The sequence below is a fragment of the Prochlorococcus marinus XMU1404 genome (assembly GCF_017696175.1).
GTDB classification, from domain to species: Bacteria; Cyanobacteriota; Cyanobacteriia; order PCC-6307; family Cyanobiaceae; genus Prochlorococcus_A; species Prochlorococcus_A marinus_X.
The window spans coordinates 105,049-127,802 of record NZ_JAAORE010000003.1 but is presented as its reverse complement, the minus strand read 5'-3'; the positions used below and the strand labels follow the sequence as shown (position 1 = coordinate 127,802).

General features: G+C 30.4%; 23 protein-coding genes and 1 tRNA gene. 10 read left to right on the top strand and 14 right to left on the bottom strand.

The annotated features are described in order from the left end of the window. Positions 1 to 30 precede the first annotated feature (30 nt). The 8 genes from HA144_RS06965 to HA144_RS06930 are packed head-to-tail and all read left to right on the top strand — an operon-like array spanning position 31 to position 8,874. A complete protein-coding gene (locus tag HA144_RS06965) occupies positions 31 to 1,974 on the top strand; it encodes a polysaccharide biosynthesis protein (protein ID WP_209043362.1) in 1,944 nt (647 codons plus the stop codon). Positions 1,975 to 2,009: 35 nt separating this feature from the next. Further along, complete coding sequence (gene galE, locus HA144_RS06960; RefSeq protein WP_209043361.1) at positions 2,010 to 3,014, top strand: UDP-glucose 4-epimerase GalE; 1,005 nt, start codon at positions 2,010 to 2,012, stop codon at positions 3,012 to 3,014. 6 nt (positions 3,015 to 3,020) lie between these two features. Then, positions 3,021 to 3,788 carry a class I SAM-dependent methyltransferase gene (locus HA144_RS06955; RefSeq protein WP_209043360.1) on the top strand — a complete coding sequence of 256 codons (768 nt, stop codon included), beginning with the start codon at positions 3,021 to 3,023 and terminating at the stop codon, positions 3,786 to 3,788. Further along, on the top strand, positions 3,778 to 4,686 hold the full coding sequence (locus HA144_RS06950) for a glycosyltransferase family 2 protein (RefSeq protein WP_209043359.1): 909 nt from the start codon (positions 3,778 to 3,780) through the stop codon (positions 4,684 to 4,686). Before HA144_RS06955 ends, HA144_RS06950 begins: the two co-directional genes overlap by 11 nt. After that, positions 4,686 to 5,834 carry a glycosyltransferase family 4 protein gene (locus tag HA144_RS06945; RefSeq protein WP_209043358.1) on the top strand — a complete coding sequence of 383 codons (1,149 nt, stop codon included), beginning with the start codon at positions 4,686 to 4,688 and terminating at the stop codon, positions 5,832 to 5,834. The genes HA144_RS06950 and HA144_RS06945 overlap by 1 nt, the downstream gene beginning before the upstream one ends. Positions 5,835 to 5,881: 47 nt before the next feature. Then, positions 5,882 to 6,445: a sugar transferase gene (locus HA144_RS06940; RefSeq protein WP_209043357.1), complete on the top strand. Its 564-nt coding sequence runs from the start codon at positions 5,882 to 5,884 to the stop codon at positions 6,443 to 6,445. Next, complete coding sequence (locus HA144_RS06935; protein WP_209043356.1) at positions 6,446 to 7,423, top strand: NAD-dependent epimerase/dehydratase family protein; 978 nt, start codon at positions 6,446 to 6,448, stop codon at positions 7,421 to 7,423. It abuts the gene before it with no gap. A 38-nt stretch (positions 7,424 to 7,461) separates the two neighbouring features. After that, entirely contained in the window at positions 7,462 to 8,874 is a 1,413-nt protein-coding gene (locus HA144_RS06930) for a nucleotide sugar dehydrogenase (RefSeq protein WP_209043355.1), read from the top strand. A 2-nt stretch (positions 8,875 to 8,876) separates the two neighbouring features. On the opposite strand, the gene HA144_RS06925 is transcribed toward HA144_RS06930, so the two are convergent. Continuing rightward, positions 8,877 to 10,229 (bottom strand): O-antigen ligase family protein, encoded by a 1,353-nt coding sequence (locus HA144_RS06925; protein ID WP_209043354.1) that lies wholly within the window; start codon positions 10,227 to 10,229, stop codon positions 8,877 to 8,879. Positions 10,230 to 10,377: 148 nt separating this feature from the next. Beyond that, positions 10,378 to 10,451: transfer RNA gene (locus HA144_RS06920), tRNA-Arg, on the bottom strand. A 140-nt stretch (positions 10,452 to 10,591) separates the two neighbouring features. Between HA144_RS06920 and HA144_RS06915 the strand changes: the two genes are divergently transcribed. Next, positions 10,592 to 11,245 carry a hypothetical protein gene (locus HA144_RS06915; protein ID WP_209043353.1) on the top strand — a complete coding sequence of 218 codons (654 nt, stop codon included), beginning with the start codon at positions 10,592 to 10,594 and terminating at the stop codon, positions 11,243 to 11,245. Here HA144_RS06915 and HA144_RS06910 read toward each other — a convergent pair. Continuing rightward, entirely contained in the window at positions 11,240 to 11,470 is a 231-nt protein-coding gene (locus HA144_RS06910; protein ID WP_209043352.1) for a hypothetical protein, read from the bottom strand. The genes HA144_RS06915 and HA144_RS06910 overlap by 6 nt on opposite strands. A gap of 24 nt (positions 11,471 to 11,494) precedes the next feature. Next, positions 11,495 to 12,358: a 16S rRNA (cytidine(1402)-2'-O)-methyltransferase gene (gene rsmI / locus HA144_RS06905; protein ID WP_209043351.1), complete on the bottom strand. Its 864-nt coding sequence runs from the start codon at positions 12,356 to 12,358 to the stop codon at positions 11,495 to 11,497. Between the two features lie 3 nt (positions 12,359 to 12,361). Here rsmI and HA144_RS06900 point away from each other — a divergent pair, with 3 nt between their 5' ends. Then, a complete protein-coding gene (locus HA144_RS06900; protein WP_209043350.1) occupies positions 12,362 to 13,270 on the top strand; it encodes a 3'(2'),5'-bisphosphate nucleotidase CysQ in 909 nt (302 codons plus the stop codon). Here the strand turns inward: HA144_RS06900 and HA144_RS06895 are convergent. The 10 genes from HA144_RS06895 to HA144_RS06850 form a co-directional block, all read right to left on the bottom strand. Further along, positions 13,267 to 15,432, bottom strand: coding sequence for a polyribonucleotide nucleotidyltransferase (locus tag HA144_RS06895; RefSeq protein WP_209043349.1), 2,166 nt, complete (start codon positions 15,430 to 15,432; stop codon positions 13,267 to 13,269). The two genes, HA144_RS06900 and HA144_RS06895, sit on opposite strands and share 4 nt — an antisense overlap. Positions 15,433 to 15,596: 164 nt before the next feature. Further along, positions 15,597 to 15,899 carry a 30S ribosomal protein S14 gene (gene rpsN, locus HA144_RS06890; protein ID WP_012008067.1) on the bottom strand — a complete coding sequence of 101 codons (303 nt, stop codon included), beginning with the start codon at positions 15,897 to 15,899 and terminating at the stop codon, positions 15,597 to 15,599. A 55-nt stretch (positions 15,900 to 15,954) separates the two neighbouring features. Continuing rightward, positions 15,955 to 17,034 carry an RIP metalloprotease RseP gene (gene rseP / locus HA144_RS06885; protein WP_209043348.1) on the bottom strand — a complete coding sequence of 360 codons (1,080 nt, stop codon included), beginning with the start codon at positions 17,032 to 17,034 and terminating at the stop codon, positions 15,955 to 15,957. Positions 17,035 to 17,043: 9 nt separating this feature from the next. Beyond that, positions 17,044 to 18,324, bottom strand: coding sequence for a serine--tRNA ligase (gene serS / locus HA144_RS06880; protein ID WP_209043347.1), 1,281 nt, complete (start codon positions 18,322 to 18,324; stop codon positions 17,044 to 17,046). A gap of 124 nt (positions 18,325 to 18,448) precedes the next feature. Further along, on the bottom strand, positions 18,449 to 19,915 hold the full coding sequence (locus HA144_RS06875) for an AAA family ATPase (RefSeq protein WP_209043346.1): 1,467 nt from the start codon (positions 19,913 to 19,915) through the stop codon (positions 18,449 to 18,451). A 15-nt stretch (positions 19,916 to 19,930) separates the two neighbouring features. Further along, the gene (gene yidC, locus HA144_RS06870) at positions 19,931 to 21,073 is read right to left on the bottom strand and encodes a membrane protein insertase YidC (protein ID WP_209043345.1); all 1,143 of its coding nucleotides are present in this window, start codon (positions 21,071 to 21,073) and stop codon (positions 19,931 to 19,933) included. A 72-nt stretch (positions 21,074 to 21,145) separates the two neighbouring features. After that, entirely contained in the window at positions 21,146 to 21,559 is a 414-nt protein-coding gene (locus tag HA144_RS06865; protein WP_209043344.1) for a PH domain-containing protein, read from the bottom strand. Beyond that, the gene (gene rnpA, locus HA144_RS06860; RefSeq protein WP_209043343.1) at positions 21,556 to 21,942 is read right to left on the bottom strand and encodes a ribonuclease P protein component; all 387 of its coding nucleotides are present in this window, start codon (positions 21,940 to 21,942) and stop codon (positions 21,556 to 21,558) included. The genes HA144_RS06865 and rnpA overlap by 4 nt, the downstream gene beginning before the upstream one ends. Before the next feature lie 13 nt (positions 21,943 to 21,955). Continuing rightward, positions 21,956 to 22,093: a 50S ribosomal protein L34 gene (gene rpmH / locus HA144_RS06855; RefSeq protein ID WP_002808184.1), complete on the bottom strand. Its 138-nt coding sequence runs from the start codon at positions 22,091 to 22,093 to the stop codon at positions 21,956 to 21,958. Positions 22,094 to 22,124: 31 nt separating this feature from the next. Beyond that, positions 22,125 to 22,706, bottom strand: a complete 582-nt coding sequence (locus HA144_RS06850) for a DUF2808 domain-containing protein (protein WP_209043342.1) — start codon at positions 22,704 to 22,706, stop codon at positions 22,125 to 22,127. Positions 22,707 to 22,754: the final 48 nt, after the last annotated feature.

Genomic DNA, 22,754 nt, shown 5'->3' with positions numbered 1-22,754 from the left:
GTTAAAACTTTAAAAATAAAAAAAAAGGAAATGAGTCAAAGCGTGCAAAAGCTTAGGTCTTATTTATTAGATTTGCCAAAATCGCTGAAATTAATAATATCAATTTCCGTAGACGTTTTACTTTGCTTATTAACTACTTGGATATCTTTTTATTTGCGATTAGGTGAATTATTCCCTATTAATAATTCTTTGATAATTCCTTCCTTTATATCAATTTTAATCGCTATTCCAGTTTTTTATTTAAGTGGTTTGTATAGAACTATTTTTAGATATTCAGGATGGCCTGCAATGTTTACAGTTTCTAAATCTATTTTTTTATATGGTTTTTTATTCTCTTTTTTGATCACTATCATTTCGTTTGATACAGTTCCAAGAACCATTGGAATTATTCAACCATTATTATTATTTTTTGCAGTTGGTATTTCAAGATCTGCCGTTCGTTATTGGATAGGTGATTTATATAAAATTAGGCTTGAGAAGTCTTCCTTACCTAAAGCCGTAATATACGGCGCTGGAAATGCAGGAAGGAAATTGCTTATTTCTCTAGAGAATAATAATGAATTACAAGTCAGTTGTTTCCTCGATGATGATGAAAAAAAAAAGGGGAGATTACTTGTTGGTAAAAGAATTTACTCCCCTGAATATATAGATTTTTTAGCCACTGAAAAAAATATTTCATATCTTTTGCTTGCCCTCCCAAATATTTCCAGTAAAAAAAGAAAAGAGATTATCAAAAATGTTGAAAAATATAATCTTGTTGTTCGAACCTTGCCATCTATGGTTGATTTGGCAAAAGGAAAGATAGATGTAAAAGATTTGATTGAATTAGAAATTGATGATTTGTTGGGAAGAGATAAGGTCTCACCAAATATTGATTTATTGAGAAAAAATATAAAATCTAAAGTTGTTTTAGTTACAGGAGCCGGAGGTTCTATTGGGGGACAACTCTGTAGGGAAATATTAAAAAGGAAGCCTAATAAATTATTACTATTAGATTCAAACGAATTTTCTTTATATTCAATCTTGGATGAATTAAATCATTCAAAAAATTCAGAAAATGTTGAAATAATTACTTTGTTATCATCTGTTCAGGATAAGAAAAATATTAATATAATTTTTAGAACTTGGAATCCCGATACTGTTTATCATGCAGCAGCCTATAAGCATGTGCCTATAGTTGAACATAATCTTTCAGAAGGTGTCAAAAATAATGTTTTTGGAACACTTAATGTTGCAGAGGCATCTCTTGAAACTGATGTAGATAACTTTGTTTTTATTTCTACAGATAAAGCAGTTAGACCAACAAATGTTATGGGTGCTACAAAAAGGTTATGTGAAATTTGTCTTCAAGCTCTTTTTGCAGAAAGAAAAGAAGATCAATCAACTAAATTTTCAATGGTTAGATTTGGGAATGTATTGGATTCATCAGGTTCTGTAATTCCTAAATTTAGGAAGCAAATTAAAGAAAGGAAACCTTTGACAGTTACTCACCTTGAAATTACGAGATTTTTTATGACTATTGAAGAAGCTGCAGAACTAGTAATACAAGCTGGTGCGATGGCAAAAGGTGGAGATGTTTTTGTATTAGATATGGGTGAACCAGTGAAAATTTATGATCTTGCAAAAAAAATGATACAGTTATCAGGGTTAAAACTAAAAGATCAAACTAATCCAAATGGAGATATTGAAATTTTAATTACAGGTTTAAGACCTGGGGAAAAGCTTTATGAAGAACTTCTTTTAGAAAAGAATTCATTAGTAACCAAACATCCAAAAATTTTTAAGGCCCAAGATAAATTTATACCTTGGGTTAAATTAGAAAAGGAAATAATCAGACTTGAAAATGCCTTAAGTTCTAATGATCTAGAGGAAATTGTATTAATTTTAGAAAATTTAGTTGATGGATATAAGCCTTCAGGAGAAATAGTAGATTATATATTTAGTGAAAAACTAAAAAGAGATTCTTCAAATTAAAAAGATATGTGCAATTTTATTAACAAATTTTATTTATGAGCAAGATTTTACTGACAGGTGGTTTTGGTTACATAGGTTCCCATACTGCCTCATTACTTTCTGAAAAAAATGTAGATTTTTTGATATACGATAATTTTTCAACCTCTAAATATTCAGTTTTAGAGAGATTAGAAAAAACGATTGGTAAAAAGATTAATTATGTTGATGCGGATATTAAAGATACTGAAAGGTTAATCGAAGTATTCAGTAAAAATAATATTAATTCTGTAATTCATTTTGCTGCTTTGAAATCTGTAAGAGAGTCAATAATAGATCCAATAAAGTATTACGAGATAAATGTCGGAGGTACTTTAAGCCTAATAAGAGCGATGAAAAAAACAAATATTAAAAAATTACTTTTTAGTAGCAGCGCTACAATATATGGAGACCCAGAATACCTACCTATCGATGAAAATCACCCATTAAGGGCTATTAATCCATATGGACAGACGAAATTAATAGTTGAGAGGATTCTTAGAGATCTTGTAATGGCAGAAAAAGATTGGTCAATTACTTCTTTAAGATATTTCAATCCAATAGGAGCACATCCTTTAGGTTTAATAGGCGATGATCCACTTAGAGGGAAAACAGAAAATTTAATGCCTTCAATTATAGAAGTATATAAGGGGATTAAACCCAATCTTGAAGTTTTTGGAAATGATTATGATACCAAAGATGGTACTGGAGTTAGGGACTATATTCATATAATGGATTTAGCTGAGGCTCATGTTATGTCATTAGATTATTTGATGGGTTGCGATGGACTTAATATTTTTAATATTGGAACCGGTAAAGGTATTACTGTTCTTGAGTTAATAAATACTTTTGAAAAAGTAACAAATTCTAAACTTCCGATAATTATAAAAAAAAGAAGATCAGGAGATGTAGCTTATTGTTATGCAGACCCCTCTAAAGCTAAAAATACTCTTAAATGGAAAACTAAAAGGGATTTGAATGAAATGTGCTTAAGTGCTTATAATTTTTCAATAATGAATGAATAGTTAAACATGAAAAAAAAAATAATATTATCTATCGCAAACTTTATTTCAATTTTTTGGTGTTTATTACCATTTAAATTAAGAAAGTTTTTATTTACTAGTTTGTTTATTATCGAATCGAGAGGTAAAAATACAAAGGCGGGTTTAAAGAGAATTTTTAAAATAAAAGATAATTTAGATTGGATTATTAATGAACGAGCAATCATATATGGAAATGGTATCCATCCAAAACATAAAGTTACTACTTATCATAAATTTTTTATTGATAGAGTTTGTGATGGAGAAATTGTTCTCGATGTAGGATGTGGCAATGGAACCGTTGCTATTGATATTGCTTCACAAAGACCTAAAAGTTTCGTTATTGGTGTAGATATAAACGTTAAAAATATAGAAGCTGCAAATAAACAAAAAATTAAAAATTCGGTTAGTAATATAAATTTTATTTTTGGAGATATTTCTTCTCAAACAAATATTAATTCTGATGTTGTGATTCTTTCTAATATTTTAGAACACATCAATAAAAGGAAAGAGTTTTTGGAAAATATAATTTTAAAAACTTCAGCAAAAAAATTTTTAATCAGGGTACCATTATTTGAAAGAGATTGGCAGATTGCTTTTAGAAAAGAAATAGGTAGTTATTACTTCTCAGATCAAGATCATAAAATAGAACATACTTTAGAAGAATTTAAAAATGAAATTCTTTTATCAAAATTAAAAATTACAGAAATATTCACAATATGGGGCGAGATTTGGGCAACTTGTGTAAATGATCAGTAAAACTAATAACGAATTAATCTCTGTAATTATCCCTTGTTTTAATGAAGGGATCTTATTGGAAAGATGTCTGAATTCTGTAATAAATCAAACTTGGAAGAATACAGAAATAGTATTAGTGAATGATGGATCTAATAATCAATATACAATTGAAATGATTCAAAAATATAAAAATTTTCCAAGCATAAATACTGTAGAACAAATAAATAGAGGCTTACCTTATGCACGTAATATGGGAATAAAAAATGCTAAAGGAAATTATCTGTTTTTTTTAGATTCAGATGATTGGATCGAGCCTGAAACTCTAGAAAAAATGTATTTTTTTCTAAAAAGTTTTAAAGATGCATCATATATTTTTGCAGATATAATATTGGAGGGCGAAGTTAATAAAATTGTTAAAAAAGAATATAATTTTTTTGAACAATTATTCTTAAATCAGCTACCTTATAGTATTTTTATCAGTAAGGAAATATGTCTGAAATATGGGTGTTACGATAAAATGATGAGATCTGGATACGAAGATTGGGAGTTTAATATTAGGCTTGGATCGCATGATATTCATGGCAAAAGATTCTCAGAACCATTATTCCACTACAACGTAAGTAACTCTGGAATGCTTATATCCAAGACAAGTAAAAAACATAGTAAAATATGGAGATATATAATTTCAAAAAACAAAAACTTATTTAGATTTAAAAAACTTATTACATTATGGAAAGGATGGCGATCTAAACCATCTTCATATCCTTTATTTCTTTTTTTTGGATGGTATTTTTTGTTTAAATTATTACCAGATAGTTGGATCTCAATGATCTTTATAATTTTAAGAAACTTTAAATGGTTTTTTAGTAGAAAAAAATTTCTTAATTTGATGAAAAAGTTTTCAAATAAAACTACCTAATGAAAAAAATTCTTTTTAATATCACAGAAGATTGGTTTTTCTGCTCTCATTTTTTGGAAAGGGCTTTAGCTGCAAAAAAAAAAGGATATTCTATTGCGGTTATTTCCAAAGAAAATAATCATAAAAAATTAATTGAAAATAATGGAATAAGTTTTTATCCTGTACCTTATAACAGGAAAAGTATTAATCCAATATATGAGTTTTCTATTTTATTCCGAATCATTAGACTGTATAAAAAGATTCAACCTGATATCGTTCATCACGTTGCAGCTAAACCTATTATTTATGGATCAATAGCTGCTAAATTGAATAAAATTAAGTCAGTATTAAATGCCCCTGTAGGACTGGGATTTGTATTCTCTTCAGGGAGCATAAAGGCAAGAATTCTTAGGCCTATTCTAAAGTTTCTACTAAAAAAATTTATTAATTCTCATATTGGCGAGAACATGAGAAATAAGGTTGTATTTGAAAATTATGATGATCTAAATTATTTTATTGAAATGGGAGCAGTTAATCCAAAATATGGCTGTGTAATAAAAGGTGCAGGAGTTAAAGTAAAGAAAATTTTGGAATCTAAAAAAATTAGAAATAAGCCTACAATTACACTAGTAGCAAGAATGTTAAAAGATAAAGGAGTATTAGAATTTGTAAGTGCCGCAAGACAATTAAAGGCTAATAAAATAAACGCTAGATTTTTATTAGTAGGAGATATTGATCCATATAATCCTTCATCTTTAGAAAAATCAACTTTGAAAAAATGGAATGATGAAAGAATAATTAACTGGTTGGGATGGGTAAACAATATTGAAGGAGTTTTAAAAGAAACAGATATTTTATGTTTACCATCCTATAGAGAAGGTTTACCAAAGGCATTAATAGAAGGAGCTGCATTTGGCTTGCCTATAGTTACTACTGATACAGTTGGTTGCCGCGATGTAGTTGAGGATGGTGTAAATGGTTTTTTAGTGCCAATTAAAAATATTGACAAACTTGCTAATAGGTTATCTGAATTAATAAAAAATAAAACTCTTAGAGAAAAGATGGGTAAAGAGAGCCATAAAATTGCCTTATCAAAATTTTCTTCATCAATTATTAATTCTGAAACTTTAAAATTATATGATGAATTGTTTTTTGAAAGTCATTTTTGAGTAGATTATTTCCCTATAAAGATTGTGATAATATACAAGAAAAGTAAATGATACGAACTTTTGATATTTTGCTTGCTTCCTTTGCTTTTTTGATATTTTTACCAATATTAGTCTTTATATTTTTTATTATTTATTTTGAAAATAAGTCGCCATTATTTTTTCAAAAAAGAATAGGGAAAAATATGAATCAATTTACCCTTATTAAATTTAGAACTATGTCGATAGGGACTAAATCATGTGCGACTCATTTAATTGACGATTCTGAAATTACCAATCTTGGGAAGTTTTTAAGAAAAACAAAGTTAGACGAATTACCGCAGCTTCTGAATGTCATAAAAGGTGATATGAGTTTAGTTGGTCCTAGACCATGCTTACCATCGCAATTTGAATTGATTGATATGAGAAATAGGCACAATGTTTATAATTATTTACCTGGCATTACAGGTCTCGCACAAATAAAAGGTATTGACATGTCTGACCCTATTTTGCTTTCACAATTAGATTCAAGAATGATGAAGAATCTAAATTTATATAAATATTTCTACTATTTGGTTAGTACATTTTTTGGAAGTGGATTTGGAGATAGAGTTAAGAAAAAATTGATGCAATAGATGCTTAATTTAAAAGATTTTACTCATTTTGATGTCATTAATAATATTGTTTTTGGTGGGGCGGGGTTCTTAGGTTCTCATTTAATAGATAGTCTCCTAAAAAGCGGTGAAAATGTTTTATGCATTGATGATTTATCCTCCGGTAATTTAAGTAATCTAAGTCTTGCAATGAATTACAAAGAATTCATGTTCCTAAAACATGATATTCTTGAACCAATTTTTTTTAAAAAAAAAATTGAAAAAATTTGGCATTTGGCTTGTCCTGCCTCTCCTAAAATTTATCAAAATGACCCATTAAGAACAATCAGAATTAATTATGAAGGTACCATAAATATTTTAAATTTAGCTAAAAGACATAATTCAAAAATTCTATTTACAAGTACAAGCGAAATTTACGGAATAACATCAACTAACCCACAATTTGAAAGTATGCCTGTAAATTTATCTACATTCAGTCCAAGAGCTTGTTATTCAGAAGGTAAAAGGATAGCAGAAACTTTAATTTCCACTTTTAGAGAAGTAAATCAATTAGATACAAGAATTGCTAGGGTTTTTAATGCTTATGGTCCAAGATTAAATATTAATGATGGAAGAGTCATAGGAAATTTTATAAAACAATGCAGGAGTAAGGAAAATTTGACCATTTATGGCGATGGTTCTCAGACAAGGTCCTTTTGCTACGTAAGTGATATAATTGAAGGGCTTATCAAATTAATGGATAGTGATTATTGTTATCCTATTAATATTGGCAATGATCAAGAAATATCTATTATTGAATTAGCTAATTTAATAAAAAGTAAAATAAATAAAAAAATAGGTTTTGAATTTTGTGATTTACCATTTGATGATCCTAAATTTAGAAAGCCATCTCTTGATAAAATAAAAAAAATTTTTAATTGGTATCCTAAGATTTACTTATCAGAGGGTTTAAATAAAACCATTAGTTTTTATCTTGAAAAGTATGATAAGAAAAATTAATAGCAAGATGTTAAAGTAAATAAAATTTATAAAATCATTTGTACTCAATAAAAAATATTTGTTGTATAGGGGCTGGATATGTTGGTGGACCAACTATGGCGGTCTTTGCTAAGAATTGCCCAGATATTAAATTTGAAGTTGTTGATATAAATGAAGAGAGAATAGTTGCATGGAATAGTAAAGACTTGAGTAAATTGCCAGTTTTTGAGCCTGGTTTATCAGAAATCATTGAACTTGTAAGAGGCAGAAATCTTATCTTTTCAACTAATTTAAAAAATTCTATTAGAAAAGCAGATATGATTTTTATCTCTGTAAATACGCCAATTAAAAAAACTGGATTGGGAGCAGGCGAGACAAGTGATCTAAGGTGGGTCGAATCTTGTGCGAGGCAGATTGGTCAAATTGCAGAAAATCATACAATAGTAGTTGAAAAAAGTACTTTGCCAGTTAAAACTGCGCAAACAATTAAAGATATTCTTTTATCTTCTGAATGCGGAATTAAAAATAAAAGTTTCTCTGTGCTATCTAATCCAGAATTTTTAGCGGAAGGGACCGCTATAAGTGATTTAGAAGCACCAGATAGAGTATTAATTGGTGGAGATGACAATCATGCAATGAAGGCCCTTAATGATATTTATTTAAATTGGATTCCACAAGAAAAATTAATTTTTACAAATTTGTGGAGTAGTGAATTATCTAAGTTAACTGCAAATGCTTTTTTGGCTCAAAGAATTAGTTCAATAAACTCAGTTTCAGCTATTTGTGAAGCAACTGGCGCAGATATAAATGAAGTTGCAAATGCAATTGGTAAAGACTTAAGAATAGGATCTAAATTTCTTCAATCAGGACCGGGATTTGGTGGAAGTTGTTTTAAAAAAGATATATTAAATCTAGTTTATCTTTCTAAATATTATGGCTTAAACGAAGTAGCAGATTATTGGAGGAGTGTAGTTGAAATAAATTCTTGGCAGCAAACAAGAGTTTATGAAGTTATAGTGAAAAAACTATTTGGAAATTTGGCAAATAAAAAAATTGCAATTCTTGGATTTGCTTTTAAAAAAAATACAAATGATACAAGGGAGTCTCCATCAATTGAAATTTGTAAAAATCTTTTAAATGAAGGTGCCTTTATCTCTATACATGATGTAAAAGTTACAGAAGATATAATTAAGAAAAATCTCTTTAAAAATCCTTCAATTCTAAATGAAAATCTGAAATTAAATAAATCTAATTGGGAATTCCAATCAAATTTATATGATGCAATCAAAAATTCAGATGCAGTTGTATTGTTGACTGAATGGGAAGTTTACAAAGATATTGACTGGGATTGGGTCTCTAAAAATGTCAGAAAACCTTTTTGGCTATTTGATACAAGATCCTTAGTAAAAGCTAAAAATATTCAAAATCTCGGGCTTAATATATGGCAATTAGGTAACGGCAGCATGAATTAGATTTAATCAATTTTTTTAGAAACTGAATTTTCCCTAATAATTGATCGCATTCCTGATAATAATATCCAAGCTAAAGTACTAATCCTTCCATCAAAATATGTGATATCAAAAATATGAATTATAAAAAACACTATAAACGAAATAATCCAAGCATTATTAAACTTCATCATCTCAATATCAATATTAAATGATGTATGCAAATCTTTATTTGAATTTTTAATCCAGCAAATAATAGTTATAAAAATCATCATCATGAAAATTAGTAATGATGATGGTAGCCCATGATTTATCGCTATTTCTAAAAAAATGTTATGGCTATGTTGAATATCACCAAACCTTCCCTCTGAAAGACTATATAAATCTTTAAAAGATCCTGCACCGTAACCAGTTATTAAATTAGATTTTATGAGATTGAATGATTTGCTCCAAATTTCAATTCTTGGAAAAAAATCTAAACTGGAGAATTTTGTTATTGAAGCTTTTTTAATTAGTTCAAAAGGTAAAAAATTATAGATTTTAGATTGTAAATTTATTGAAAATAGTGGTATCAAATTTAAAATAAAAGGGATTGAAAATAATGAAAGTAGAATATAAACTTTATTTCTTAATGACTTAGTAATTAAGAAAATACTTGTGAAAATGGATAAAATAGCACCTCTTGAACTAGTGAGAACGATCATATACATAAAACTCAAAGAATTAAATAATATAAATAGAGAAGTAATTTTTGTTCTATTTTTTTTAATTAAAAATAATAAACACAGAGGCAGAATTATACTTAGCCATGCACCTGCATAGTTTTGATTATTAAATATTCCTGTAACTCCATTATCATCGCCAAGTGGTCGCTGGTACCAAACTATTAAACTATTAAAGAATTTATAAGGACCATAGATTTTAAGAAAATATTGGCAAAAGCCGCTTACCAGAACTGGTAAGGATCCAAATATTAATATTTTCGCAGCTTGCAATCTTAATTTATAACTTTTTAAAAAAGTTTGAAACCCCCAAAAACACCAAAAGAAAGGAATCCAATTTGATAGACCAATCCATATATTTGAGGCTTCTGGTGAATAAGCTTTGCCCGTATTAAAAGTTAAAAATAAACAATTTAGTAACATTAGTAATGTCACTAAAACAAAGGCGAAATTATATTTATCACTAAAATAATTTTCTTCTCTAATTAATCCACCAAAAATAGATGATACAAGTAAAAGAAAAAAAGCTATAACTGGTGCTGCAGCTAAAAATAGGATGCCTGTCTGAAATAACCTTAAACCAATTTGGAATAAAAATGATTGCTTCGAATAGTAGTCATGAAAAACCGAGCTCTTTAATTTTTCAATAATTCTCATTAATATTAATAATCTAGTTAATTTCCAACTGCATTTATTATAATCGATACTTGTTTTGTAATTTTTAGATTTAATTAGTTATGTTTAAATTTTAATCTTAATAGTTATGACTTTTATTAATCTAATATTTTAAATTATCTTTGTTTTACGCTCCCTGCAAGATTCGAACTTGCGGCCCACTGCTTAGAAGGCAGTTGCTCTATCCAGCTGAGCTAAGGGAGCATTTAACTATTATATCTGAGAGGTAAGTACTAAACAATTAAAATTTATTCTGTAAATATTTATAATACTAAAGAAAAAAAAGTTTTACTTCTTTTCCTCCTCTTGTTTGACTATAGTAGTGGTGCAATGTAAGTTTAACTTTGGCTAAAAGAATTTCTGAAGATGAAAAAACAGAAATAATTAATGATTTCATTAAAAATAAAACTTTAGAAGAAATAGCCGAAAAATTTGATTTTACGAAAGTAACAATAACAAAACACTTGAAGTTAAGCCTTGGAGAAGATAAATTTACTGAACTCAATAAACTTACTAAAAGTTCCAAAAAATACGGACATCATCAAAATTTAAATTACCCTAAGGCTTCTGATGAAAGTTTAGAAAAAGTACCTGAGGAGGCTATAGCTATAAGTCAGGATTCGTTCCCAGAAGATACATTTCTTGAAATTGCCCCTTTAAATTTAGAAATAGATAATAAGCCTCAGATAGATTTATCTTCAGTATCAATAAAGGAAGTTGAACTACCTAAAGTTGTTTATATGATTGTTGACAAGCAAATTGAATTAAAAACAAAATTATTGAAAGAATATGTTGAGTGGAATTTCTTATCTGAAAATGATCTAAGAAGGAATACTATCGAAATATTTTATGACTTGAAAACTGCAAAAAGATCAATAAAAAAAGAGCAAAAAATTTTAAAGGTTCCTAATAGCGATGTATTTAGAATTGCAGCACCAATTTTGTTATCTCGTGGAATATCCAGAATAGTTAGTTCAGATGCTTTAATAGCCCTATGAAGATTTACTTGGTTTAATAAAATTTAAGGATATAAAACCTCCAAGTAAGGAGCCACTAATAAAGCTTGTTCCTATAATGAAGCTTATTGGTAATTTAATAGTTTCATTAATTAATAAATTCACTTTTACTTTATTTGAACTATTTTGAATACCAATAATTAATAAAAAAAAGAAACTTATATTTAAAGTAGTGTTAAATAAAATACCTTTGAATTTGGAAAACATTTTTAGTAATCTTGGAAGTCAATATTAATACAAATTATAAATCAAATTTTTCCTGAGGTTTTTCTTTTTTGCTAAATATTTTGAAGCAGCTGAAAGACTTAGCCCAGCATTTATTAATTCCTCTAGTTCATTTTTTAATTCAAATTTATTTAACTCTAATTGATTACTTTTTTCAAGACCTTTTATAACAATCGTTATCTCACCAATTACTTTTCGATTATTAAAAACATCTATAATATTATCTATATTATTGTTAATTTGTTCCTCAAATTTTTTTGTTAATTCTCGTGATACACTAATTTCTCTTTGCCCTCCACAGTATTCTTTTAATTCTTTTAAAAGTTTATTAAAACGATGCGGAGATTCAAAAATTATAGTTGTTTTTTTATTTTTACTAATTTCTACAAGTATTTTTTCTCTTTCAATTTTTTTCTTTGGTAGAAAACCCTCAAAAATAAATTTTGATGAATTGAAGCCACTTGAAACTAAGGCTGTTAATGGTGCAGACGGACCTGGTATGCAAATGGTTTCACAATTATTTTTCTTAGCAATCTTTACGAGATCTTCTCCAGGATCACAAATACTTGGTAGCCCTGCATCACTAACAAGTGCAACTGATTTCCCCTCTTTTAGATAATTAACTATTTGAGTAATGCGGTTTATTGAATTGTGCTTATTAAAACTAATTAGTTTATTACTTATTTCATACCTGCTGGTTAATATTTTTGTTTTTCTCGTATCTTCACAAGCAATTAAAGAGACATTTTTAAGAATATTTATTGCTCTGAAGGATATATCATTCAAATTACCGATAGGTGTTCCAACTAAATATAAAACGCCACTTTCAGGTTCTTCTCTTCTGTGAGAAAATGAGGAATAAACGTTCATTTTGTGTCTAAATTACCAATTGGGGTAGATATTAATAATCTTATCGATGATCTAAGGAATTTCAGCTGGGAAGCTTCAGAAATTTTGCTTTATTATTCAAGAATCCTAAAAAACCCCATTAACGCAGATAAAATAATTAAAAGTAAAGATGAGCAAGATCCTGTTACATCTGCAGATATAAAAGTAAATGATTTAATAATTCAAAGAATTAGTGAGAATTATAATGATGTTGATTGGGATATCTTGAGCGAGGAAAATGTGAAAACAGGAGCTGATAATTTTATTACCAATTCTAAATGGATTTGGATCCTTGATCCATTAGACGGAACAAAGGACTTTATTCAAGGTACGCCAAATTATGCAATGCATTTGGCCTTGAATTATAGATCAAAACCTTTATTTGGGTTAGTTTTAATTCCAGAGAGAGGTGAACTTTGGATTACAGATAGTAAAGATGTATGGTGCGAAAAAAAAGATGGTTCAATTATAAAAACTATATTTCAAAATCAAAAACCTTTACGCGAAATGACATTAGTTACAAGTAAAAATCATAAAAATGCATCTTTAAATAATCTAATTAATAAAGTTGGGTTCAGTAAAGTAAATGTTATGGGAAGTATTGGTTGCAAAATAGCATCTATTATTAGAGGTGAATGCGATATTTATATTTCATTAAGTTTGCCAGGTGAGAGTTCTCCAAAAGATTGGGATTTCGCTGCACCAGAAGCTATATTAAGAGCAGCTGGTGGTTCCATTACAAATTTAGATAATGAAGAGCTTTCCTATGGTAAATCAAATTTTAGACAAGAAGGAATAATTATCGCATCCAATAATAAGCACATTCATAAAAATATATGCCTACAAATTAAAGAAATAATTGTCCAGAATAATTTATATCCTTTAAATTCTTAATTAAGGGGAGCTACTGGTGTAGGAGTTGGTTGTGGATAGGACATCCCTCCATTTTGTGCAACTCCTCTGAGGGTAAGATTAATTCTTCCTCTACTATCAATCTCACGAACTCTAACGGTTACATCATCCCCTTGTCTAACAACATCTTCAACTCTCTCTACTCTCGCCTCTGATAACTGAGAAATGTGTACCATACCTTCTTTACCTGGAAGGATTTCCACAAAAGCACCTATTGGTATTATTCTTGTGACAACTCCTGAAAAGATTTCACCTTCGTGAACTTTCCTTGTTAGGCCCTCAATAATTTTTTGTGCTTCTTCAGCCGCAGCTCCATCATGCGATGCAATAGTAACAATCCCGCCGTCTTCGATATCTATTTTTGTGTTAGTTCTTTCGGTAATTCCTTTAATAGTCCTTCCACCAGGGCCAATTACAGTTCCGATTAATTCTGGATCTATTCTGAAGCTTAACAACCTTGGAGCATGCGGTGATAATGTTTCTTGAGGTTTGTCAATGGCTTCTTGCATTTTTTCTAATATATGTAACCTGGCTGGACGAGCTTTTTTAATCGCATCAGATATGACTGATATTGGTAAGCCTGTTATTTTCATGTCCATTTGCAATGCAGTGATACCTTTTTCTGTCCCTGCAACTTTGAAATCCATATCCCCTAGGAAATCCTCAATACCTTGGATGTCTGTAAGTATCCTAACTTCTTTATCCTCCTTAATTAAACCCATTGCTGTTCCACTAACTGGGGCTTTTAGAGGTACTCCTGCATCTAATAATGAAAGTGTGCTTCCGCATACAGACCCCATTGATGTAGATCCATTTGAACTTAAGACTTCACTTACGACTCGAAGTACATATGGAAAAGTCTCTTTGCCTGGTAAAACTGGAATTATTGCTCTTTCAGCTAGAGCGCCATGGCCAATTTCTCTTCTACCTGGCGTTCTCATCGGTCTAGTTTCTCCAACTGAATATGGAGGGAAATTATAATGGTGGAGATAAGTTTTCTCAGTACTTGGATTAAGATCGTCCATCTCTTGTGCGTCACTTGGTGTGCCTAGTGTCGTAGTTGATAAAACTTGCGTAAGCCCTCTCTGAAATAAGGCTGAACCGTGCACTCTCTTAGGTAATATTCCTGCATTTGCAGATATCTTTCTGACCTCATCAAGATCGCGCCCATCAACTCTTTTCCCATCAGAAATAATTTGTGCTCTCATTAATTTCTTAGTGAGTTTTTTAAAATCTGAGTGTATTAACTTTTCATTCTCCGAGATTAAAACTTTTATTTCGTTGTCATCTTTTAGGGAATCAATTTTGCTTTGAGTGTCAAGTTTTATTTTCTCAAGTTCAAGATCCCTTTCATCTTTTGTTTGCTCAAATTTCTTTAAAATAAGATTTATAGATTTAGTGCAATTTTTTTCCAAATATGTGGCTAATGTTTTATCTTCTTCCTTTGCTATTGGCTTAATCTGTTTTATCCCTAAATCATTCAGTAAATCTTCTTGAGATTTAATAAGTTCAGTAACAGCCTCATACCCAAAATCTATTGCTTCAATAGTATCTTGCTCGGATAATTGATTGGCACCAGCTTCAATCATTACGATACCATCTGGTGAACCTGCTATAACAATGTCTAGATCACCTTTTTCTATCTCTCTATAGCTTGGATTTAGAATAAAATCATCACCTATTAGACCGACTCTAACAGCAGCCATTGGCCCATAAAATGGTATTTCTCCCACTAAGGTAGCAATTGATGCTCCTGTAACAGCAAGTACATCTGCTGGTACTCTTTCATCAAGAGAAAGGCAGGAAGCAACAATCTGAATTTCATCTCTCATCCAACTAGGGAAAAGAGGCCTCATCGGTCTATCTATCAATCTTGAGACTAAAGTTGCTCTTTCCGGAGGACGACCCTCCCTTCTCATGAAACCGCCAGGAATTCTTCCAGCAGCATAAAGTTTTTCCTCGTAATCACAAATTAGAGGTAAAAAGTCTGAAACCTCTTTTTTTGTTGTTTTTGTTGCTGTAACTAATAAGGAGGTGTCACCACACTCAATCATTACTGAACCGTTTGCTTGAGGTGCATATAGCCCTGTTGTTAGTCGTATCTCTCGTCCGTCAAACGTGATCGACTTATTTTGTCCTTCCACTTTTTAAAATATAAATCTATACATAATTTATTCTTACATTTTATAGGGACATATTGAGTAAATTATTTAGATAAGCTGTAAAAATTTTTAAAACTTCCCAGAATTTAACTCTTAATCTCTATAAGATTGTTAATTCTAAGTGAAAATTAAGCAAATAATTTTTACTACCAACTGGATTTAACTACACCTGGAAGTTCACCGTTGTGAGCTCTTTGCCTCAACTGATTCCTGCATAGGCCAAAATCTCTATAAACCCCTCTTGGTTTGCCAGTTGCCCAACATCTATTTCTAACTCTATTTGGAGCAGAGTTTCTTGGAAGCCCTTGAATCTTTCTATGGATTTCTAACCTTTCCATGGGATCCTTTGCGGCATTAAATTCATCTAGTAATGATTTTCTCTTTGCGGCATATTTTTTCACGAGCTTTTTGCGCTTAACTTCTCTCGCAATCATGGACTTTTTTGCCATTTAAAAAATTAAAATATTTTGTATTCTAACATCTAGGTATTCAATTTTAGCAATTTTATTGGTTAAATAATCTTTGTACGATTAATAACTGACTAGTGTCTCTAATAATTAGAAGCACACTTAGTCCTACCAAGAGAAAAAAGCTTGATTGAGTAACAACCATTTGTACTTTAACTGGAACAGGTTTTCCTCTTAACCCTTCAATCAAAGTAAAAACAAGTTGCCCTCCGTCTAATAGTGGCAAAGGCAATGAATTTAGAACTGCTAAATTAATAGAAATTAAAGCCGCAAATAATAGTATTCCTGTACCTCCTTGTTGTGATAATTGAGCGCCAATTTCAACGATTTTTACTGGACCACTTAATTGTTGCGCTGTTGAGGAAAAATTTGTTACTAATCCTTTATAACCTTGAATAGTTTTGACCAAAAGTGATGAGAATTCATTATTAGTGTATTTAAAAAGTTCGTAAAAATTTTTTGTCTTTTTAGTTTCTTTCTTTATATTTGGCTGTAATTGAGCTCCTATTGTCCCTTTCCCATCAACATTTTTTGGTACTAATGTTAAATTTTTAAAAACTCCGTTCCTCTCAATTTCTAAAGATATTCTTTCATTTGATGATTTTTGGATCTCTTTTACTAGGGTGGAAACGGCTTGATCACCAGCTCCTAAAGTATTGGTTTTAATTTTTAAAATTTTATCACCGGGTTGTAAGCCTGCAATTGAAGCAGCCTTATCAGGCTGTGTAGCTAAGACCAAAATACCTGGTTCTGGATCAAATGGAATACCAACTGTGGTTACATTTAAAATAAGTATAGTGTATGCAAGAATTAAGTTAGCAAATACTCCTGCGGAGATTACAATTACTCTCTGAATTATCGGCCTATTTTTCAAAAGATTAGGATCTTTTGAATCAATATTATTTAGCTCTTCGTCAGGGAAGGAAACGAAGCCACCGAGAGGAAAGGCCCTCAAAGAATAAGTGATATGTTTATATTTTTTCTGAATTATGGCAGGTCCAAAACCAATTGAAAATCCATCAACATAAATACCTTGTAAAATTGCGGCGAGAAAATGACCCATCTCATGAAAAAAAATGAGAAATCCTAGAACCGTTATTGAAGTTAAAACATTCATCTTTTTATATTAAGCAGTTTTTAAAAAATTTGATCCAAAATATGGAACTAGAGCCTCTGGGATCTTAACGCTCCCATCAGTTTGTTGACCATTCTCGAGAATTGCAGCCATTGTCCTTCCAATAGCGAGACCACTGCCATTTAAGGTATGTAAATAAGTATTTTTTTTATCAATTTTTGTTCTAATTGATGATCTCCGCGCTTGAAAGTCTAAACAATTGCTGCAACTTGAAATTTCTCGATAAGATTGACTACTTGGTAGCCATACTTCAAGATCAAAAGTTCTGCTAGAAGAGAATCCTAAGTCTCCAGTACAAATATCTACTAATCTGTAAGGAAGGTTGAGCTTTTTTAAAATGCTTTCTGCGTCAGAAGTAATCATTTTATGAGCCTCTAGAGATTTATTTGGATCACAAAACCAATAAAGCTCTACCTTATTAAATTGATGAAGTCTTATTAATCCTTTAGTATCCCTGCCATAACTTCCAGCTTCTCTCCTAAAACACGGGCTATATGCAACATACTTAATAGGTAACTGCTTAGGATCAATAATATCATGTCTATGAAAAGCAGTTAGTGGAACCTCAGCTGTGGGCGAAAGCCATAAATCGTCATTAGCACACTTAAAACTTTCATTTGAAAATTTAGGTAATTGTCCAGACCCTGTTAGACTTTCTGAATTTACTAAAGCTGGAGGCATTAACTCTAAATAACCGTTTTTAGTATGAATATCGAGCATAAAATTAATTAATGCCCTCTCTAATTTTGCGCCATTCCCAATAAGTGTAATAAAACGACTTTTTGATATTTTTGTTGATTTAACAGAGTCAAAAAGATTAAGATTCTCGCCTATTTCCCAGTGAGATTTAAGATTATCTGTTGCTAAAGGGTCACCCCAAGTTTTAACTTGGACATTATTTCTTTCATCTTTCCCGATAGGTGCATCTTTGCTTGGGAAATTTGGTAAATTGCAAATCTCGTTATTAATTTGTTTATCTAAAATTCTTTGTTTTTCTTCAAATTCAGAAATTTTGATTCTGTATTCGTTTCCCTTTTTCTTCAGATTTTTCAGTTCTATAGTATTGTTATTACTTTGAGATTTGCCAATTTCTTGACCGATTAATTTACTTAGTTTTTTACTCTCAGATTGTAAACTCGATATTTCTATATCAATTTCTTTTTTTTTAACAGTTAATTCATGTAAAGGAGATATATTATAAACTTTTCCTCTTAGGGATAAACTCTCTTCAACAAATGTTGGATTTTCTCTTATTAATTTTTGATCTAACACTCTTTTTTTTCTATACCTTAATTAAGATAGTTAATCTAGATACATTATTAAGTATTTTTGATGAAAAATTAACTTAATTAATGATTCCTAACTTATGAAATAACTTTTATAAATTATAATTTAGTTAAGATGCTGAACGGGCCCGACCTGTAGATGACCACTCTTTTAGTAAATCAATTTGCTCTTTGGCCGTTCTGGATAAGGGAACTAGTTCAGAAACTGCCTTGATTAAATCTTTCTCTGTGAGCTCTCTATCTTCAGAGAATGAAATATGCATCCCCTCAATTACTGCTTGTTCAAGTTCTGCTCCTGAATATCCGTCTGTTCTGTCAACAATTGTTGATAGAGGGAAACTGTAACTTGGTCTTCTTTTTTTTAAGTGTAAATCAAGAATGCTTAACCTTTCTTTTGAATTTGGTAAATCAAGAAAAAATATCTCATCAAACCTACCTTTTCTTAATAATTCAGCAGGAAGTTTTTCTATAGCATTAGCTGTGGCAATTACAAATACGGCGGATTCTTTTTCAGCCATCCATGTTAACAAACTTGCCAGTACCCTTTGACTGGTCCCTCCATCACTACGGGCGTCTCCACCAAAGCCTTTATCAATTTCATCAATCCAAAGGATACAAGGCGACATGGATTCTGCTCTAGATATTGTTTCTCTTGTCCTTGCCTCACTTGAACCAACAAGGCTAGAAAACAGTCTTCCAACATCTAATCTAAGAAGAGGCATCGACCAGCTTTTGGAAATTGATTTTGCAGTAAGTGATTTACCCGTTCCTTGAGCTCCGACAAGTAATACTCCTTTTGGAATTGGTAGCCCGTATTCTCTAGCTTCTTTAGAAAAGGCCCTATATCTTTGATTAAGCCAAACTTTTAAAACATTTAAACCTCCAATATCATCTTGACTTGATTTGGCTTCAAAAAATTCTAAAATTTCACTTCTAGCTATAACTTGTTTTTTCTCTTCAAGAATGTCTTTGATATCTTCTTTACTTATTTTCCCTCTTTGAGTAAGTGCCTTTGCAGTAACTTGTTTTACTTTTATTTCAGTTAATCCACTAGAAGCTATAGAAAGTTCATTTAAGTCTTGTTCATTAAGATTTGAATTAGTGTTTATGGCAATTTTTTTTATAAGATTTTTTAACTCATTTTGATCCGGTAAAGGTAAGTTAACTATTGACATCAGTTCATCAAGTTCTTCTGACGATGGAAATAGATGTGAACTAATAATTAAATTATTATTAGTTTCCCTAAGACAAGAAGATAGTTCTTTAATAGTTCTATTTATGGACGGATCATCATAAAATTTGTGAAAATCTTTAACCAACAATATTGTAGGCACTTCAGAATTTTGTTCTTTTAGCCAGTTAAGTATTCCTAATGGATTGTTTGAATATTTACCTTCTTCGTTTACTAATCCTTTAATTCCATTAACACAATCCCAGGAAACGTACCTTTTTATATTTAATCTTTTACATGAGAAATTAATTATTTTTTCTAATCTTTCCTCTTCTTTAGTTCTTATCCAAATTAATGAAGTTCTTGATTTAATTAGTAATTCTAAATTCTTACACCAAGAGTCCATTATATAAAGTTAAGACTATTTTTTATTGTTAGGTTCAAAAGGTAATCGTTTCTCAGTAATAGTTGAAGCAGAAGTTGTGATGGCTTCATTTTTCCCCAATAATTGTTGATCCAAAATTTTCTGCAGATTCTCAGGAAGAGCTTCTTTATTAAGAAGGAAAGTCTGAAATGCTTGAAATATGTTTGCAACAACCATATATAGTAATACTCCTGCAGGGAGCGGGAAAAACAGAAACATACCAGTAATCATTACAGGAGTAATTTTGTTAGCTGTTGATTGCTGAGGGTTGGCAGGCATTCCTTGGCTAGACAAAATTTGAGATAGTAATAAAGTCAATCCAAAGGCACCTACAAGTGTGGCAATATCCCAATTAATTGATCCATCTACATAAAAGCCAACTTGACCAAGTGCTTTAATAAAAAGAAATCCACTTTTAGCGGCTAAACCAGGAATCTTTGCTTCAATTGTTGCATCTCCTGGTTTAATTGCTGTTACGGTCCCGTCTTGAGAAACCTTAATATTTTCAGACCCTTTTGAAACCTTCCAAGTAGGGAGGAATTTTGAGCCATTATCGTAATTAGATAGTACTTCCGAATAGCTGTTACCATTTGTTGTTTGCAAATTTATTTTAATTGATTCTTCTGTTCCTAACTTTGTTCCATTAGGGATGGTTGCCACGACAGGGAAATGAGATTTTTCTGTAATAAATATAGAGTGTCTTGGGGATTTATATGGCTTTGGGTCGATAGCTGCAATTTGATCTTGAGGAACTACCTTAAGATTAATGTTGTAAGGAACATCAGCGAACGGTGAACCTCTTAGAGTTGCAAATAATGCAAATAGGACAGGCATTTGTACTATTAATGGAAGGCATCCAGCTAGAGGGCTCCCAAACTCATTCATTAATTTTCCTAATTCTTCTTGTTGTTTTTTTGGATCACCTGAGAACTTAGATTTGATTTCTGCTTGCCTTTTTTGCATTACGGGTTGTGCAATCTTCATCCTTCTAGCGCTTCTAATTGAACCAGCGCTTAATGGGAAAAGTGCAATTCTAATAACAACTGTTAATGCAACGATTGCTAAACCATAACTTGGGACTAAACCGTAGAAAAAATCTAGAATCGGGATAAGTAGTTTTTCAGAGATGAACCCTATCACGATATTAAAAAGAGTGAAATTTTAGTAGACATTTTATTTTACAAGAAAAAAAGTTTTTTGTAATTAATTTATTTAGGATTTAGTAGCAAATCCTTGCACCTCATTAAGATTTATTGATTGGGATCTCTTACTTATATTTTCTTCAATAAATTTTTGCTTGTCTCTGAATATAGGTAATGATTTCATCTCAACTTTTGACCCGTCATTAAGAATAAGAACCATATCACCATATGATCCAAATCCCCTTGGAATAGATCTTATTTCTTCAATGTTATTTAATGAAACTTGTGTTTTGTTTTTACCAAACCAACCACCTTCTATTGTAATCCTCTTGTTTGTGATTTTATATCTCAACCACAAGGCTCTAACAATTGCTGCAAAAGTAAATGGCAAACCAAGCAGAGTTAGTCCAGCTAATAGATTTATAACTAAATCACTCTTTGCGGGACCACCTTCGTAAAAAGTTTCTTCATTCATATTAATCATTTAATTAGATGAGATTTGAGCATTAAGTTTTGAAATTCCTCCAAAAGTCTCTTTTCATCATTGAAGAAATCCCCAGATTTAAGGTTAACAAGTAACCAATAAGGTTTGTGGTTATTAATTTTTTTTATGTTTGTTAACAACCACTCTTGCAAAATTCTTCTTAATCTATTTCTATTAACAGCTTTTTTTGAAACTTTTTTACTTATAGCGATAGCAATCCTCAAATTGTCTGATATATTTTTGATTTTATGGGATGAGAGTATTCTCGGATTTGATCTCACTAGTTTAAATGTCATCAACTTCCCGTGATATTTCGTTGAATTTTTATGAATATAGTTAAAAGTTCTATAGCCTTTTAAACGCATATTTTTAGGTAAAGCCATTTTTATTATGGATTTAGACAGCTATTCGTTCTCTACCTTTTTGTCTTCTGCTTTTAATTACTCTTCTTCCAGTATGAGAACGCATTCTTACTCTAAAACCAGATACGCGTTTTCTTTTTCTTGAAGTTCCGCCAAAAGTTCTTTTAGTCATTTTTTTTAATATACATAATTAAATTTATCATTTAATCGATCACTATAGTCGAGCTTCCTAAATATCTTGAAAATGATGTTCCTTTCGATTGCCCATATGAATGGAATTGGAACAAACCTGACTTTTTAGGATTAAATACTTTTAGAACAATTGCATAACTATTTTTATTATTAGGGATTGGGCTATAAGGGTAAATATTAATTGAACGTAAGGATGAAGATTCATCAGTTTTAATTTCAATATCAGCAGGAATATTTTCTAAACATTTAGTTCTATTTTCAAAACCGCCTATTCTTACCTTGCAAAGACTTATTTTTTCCTCTTTTAAGGTTGATTTAAAAGGTTTAGGGATGGCTAGATTTATTTTTAAGAGTTCGGAATTTCTATCAGATGGCCTTAAAAAAAAATAAATTGTATTTTTAAGTCTTCTCCTATTCTCTTTTTGAAACCACTTTAATCTCCTGTATGAAGAGTCTTGGTCCCATTGCAATTCTAAACCTGCTTTAGCTTCTTGTATCTTATTGAAGAATGGAGTTGAAACTAAAATTGTAGGAATTAGAAGAAATCTTAAAATTTTAAAATTCAAATCAAGATTATTTGTTTTTTTAAACATTGATTAAAAGGATTTTTAGCATTAATTTACTCTATACAAATTTTAAGT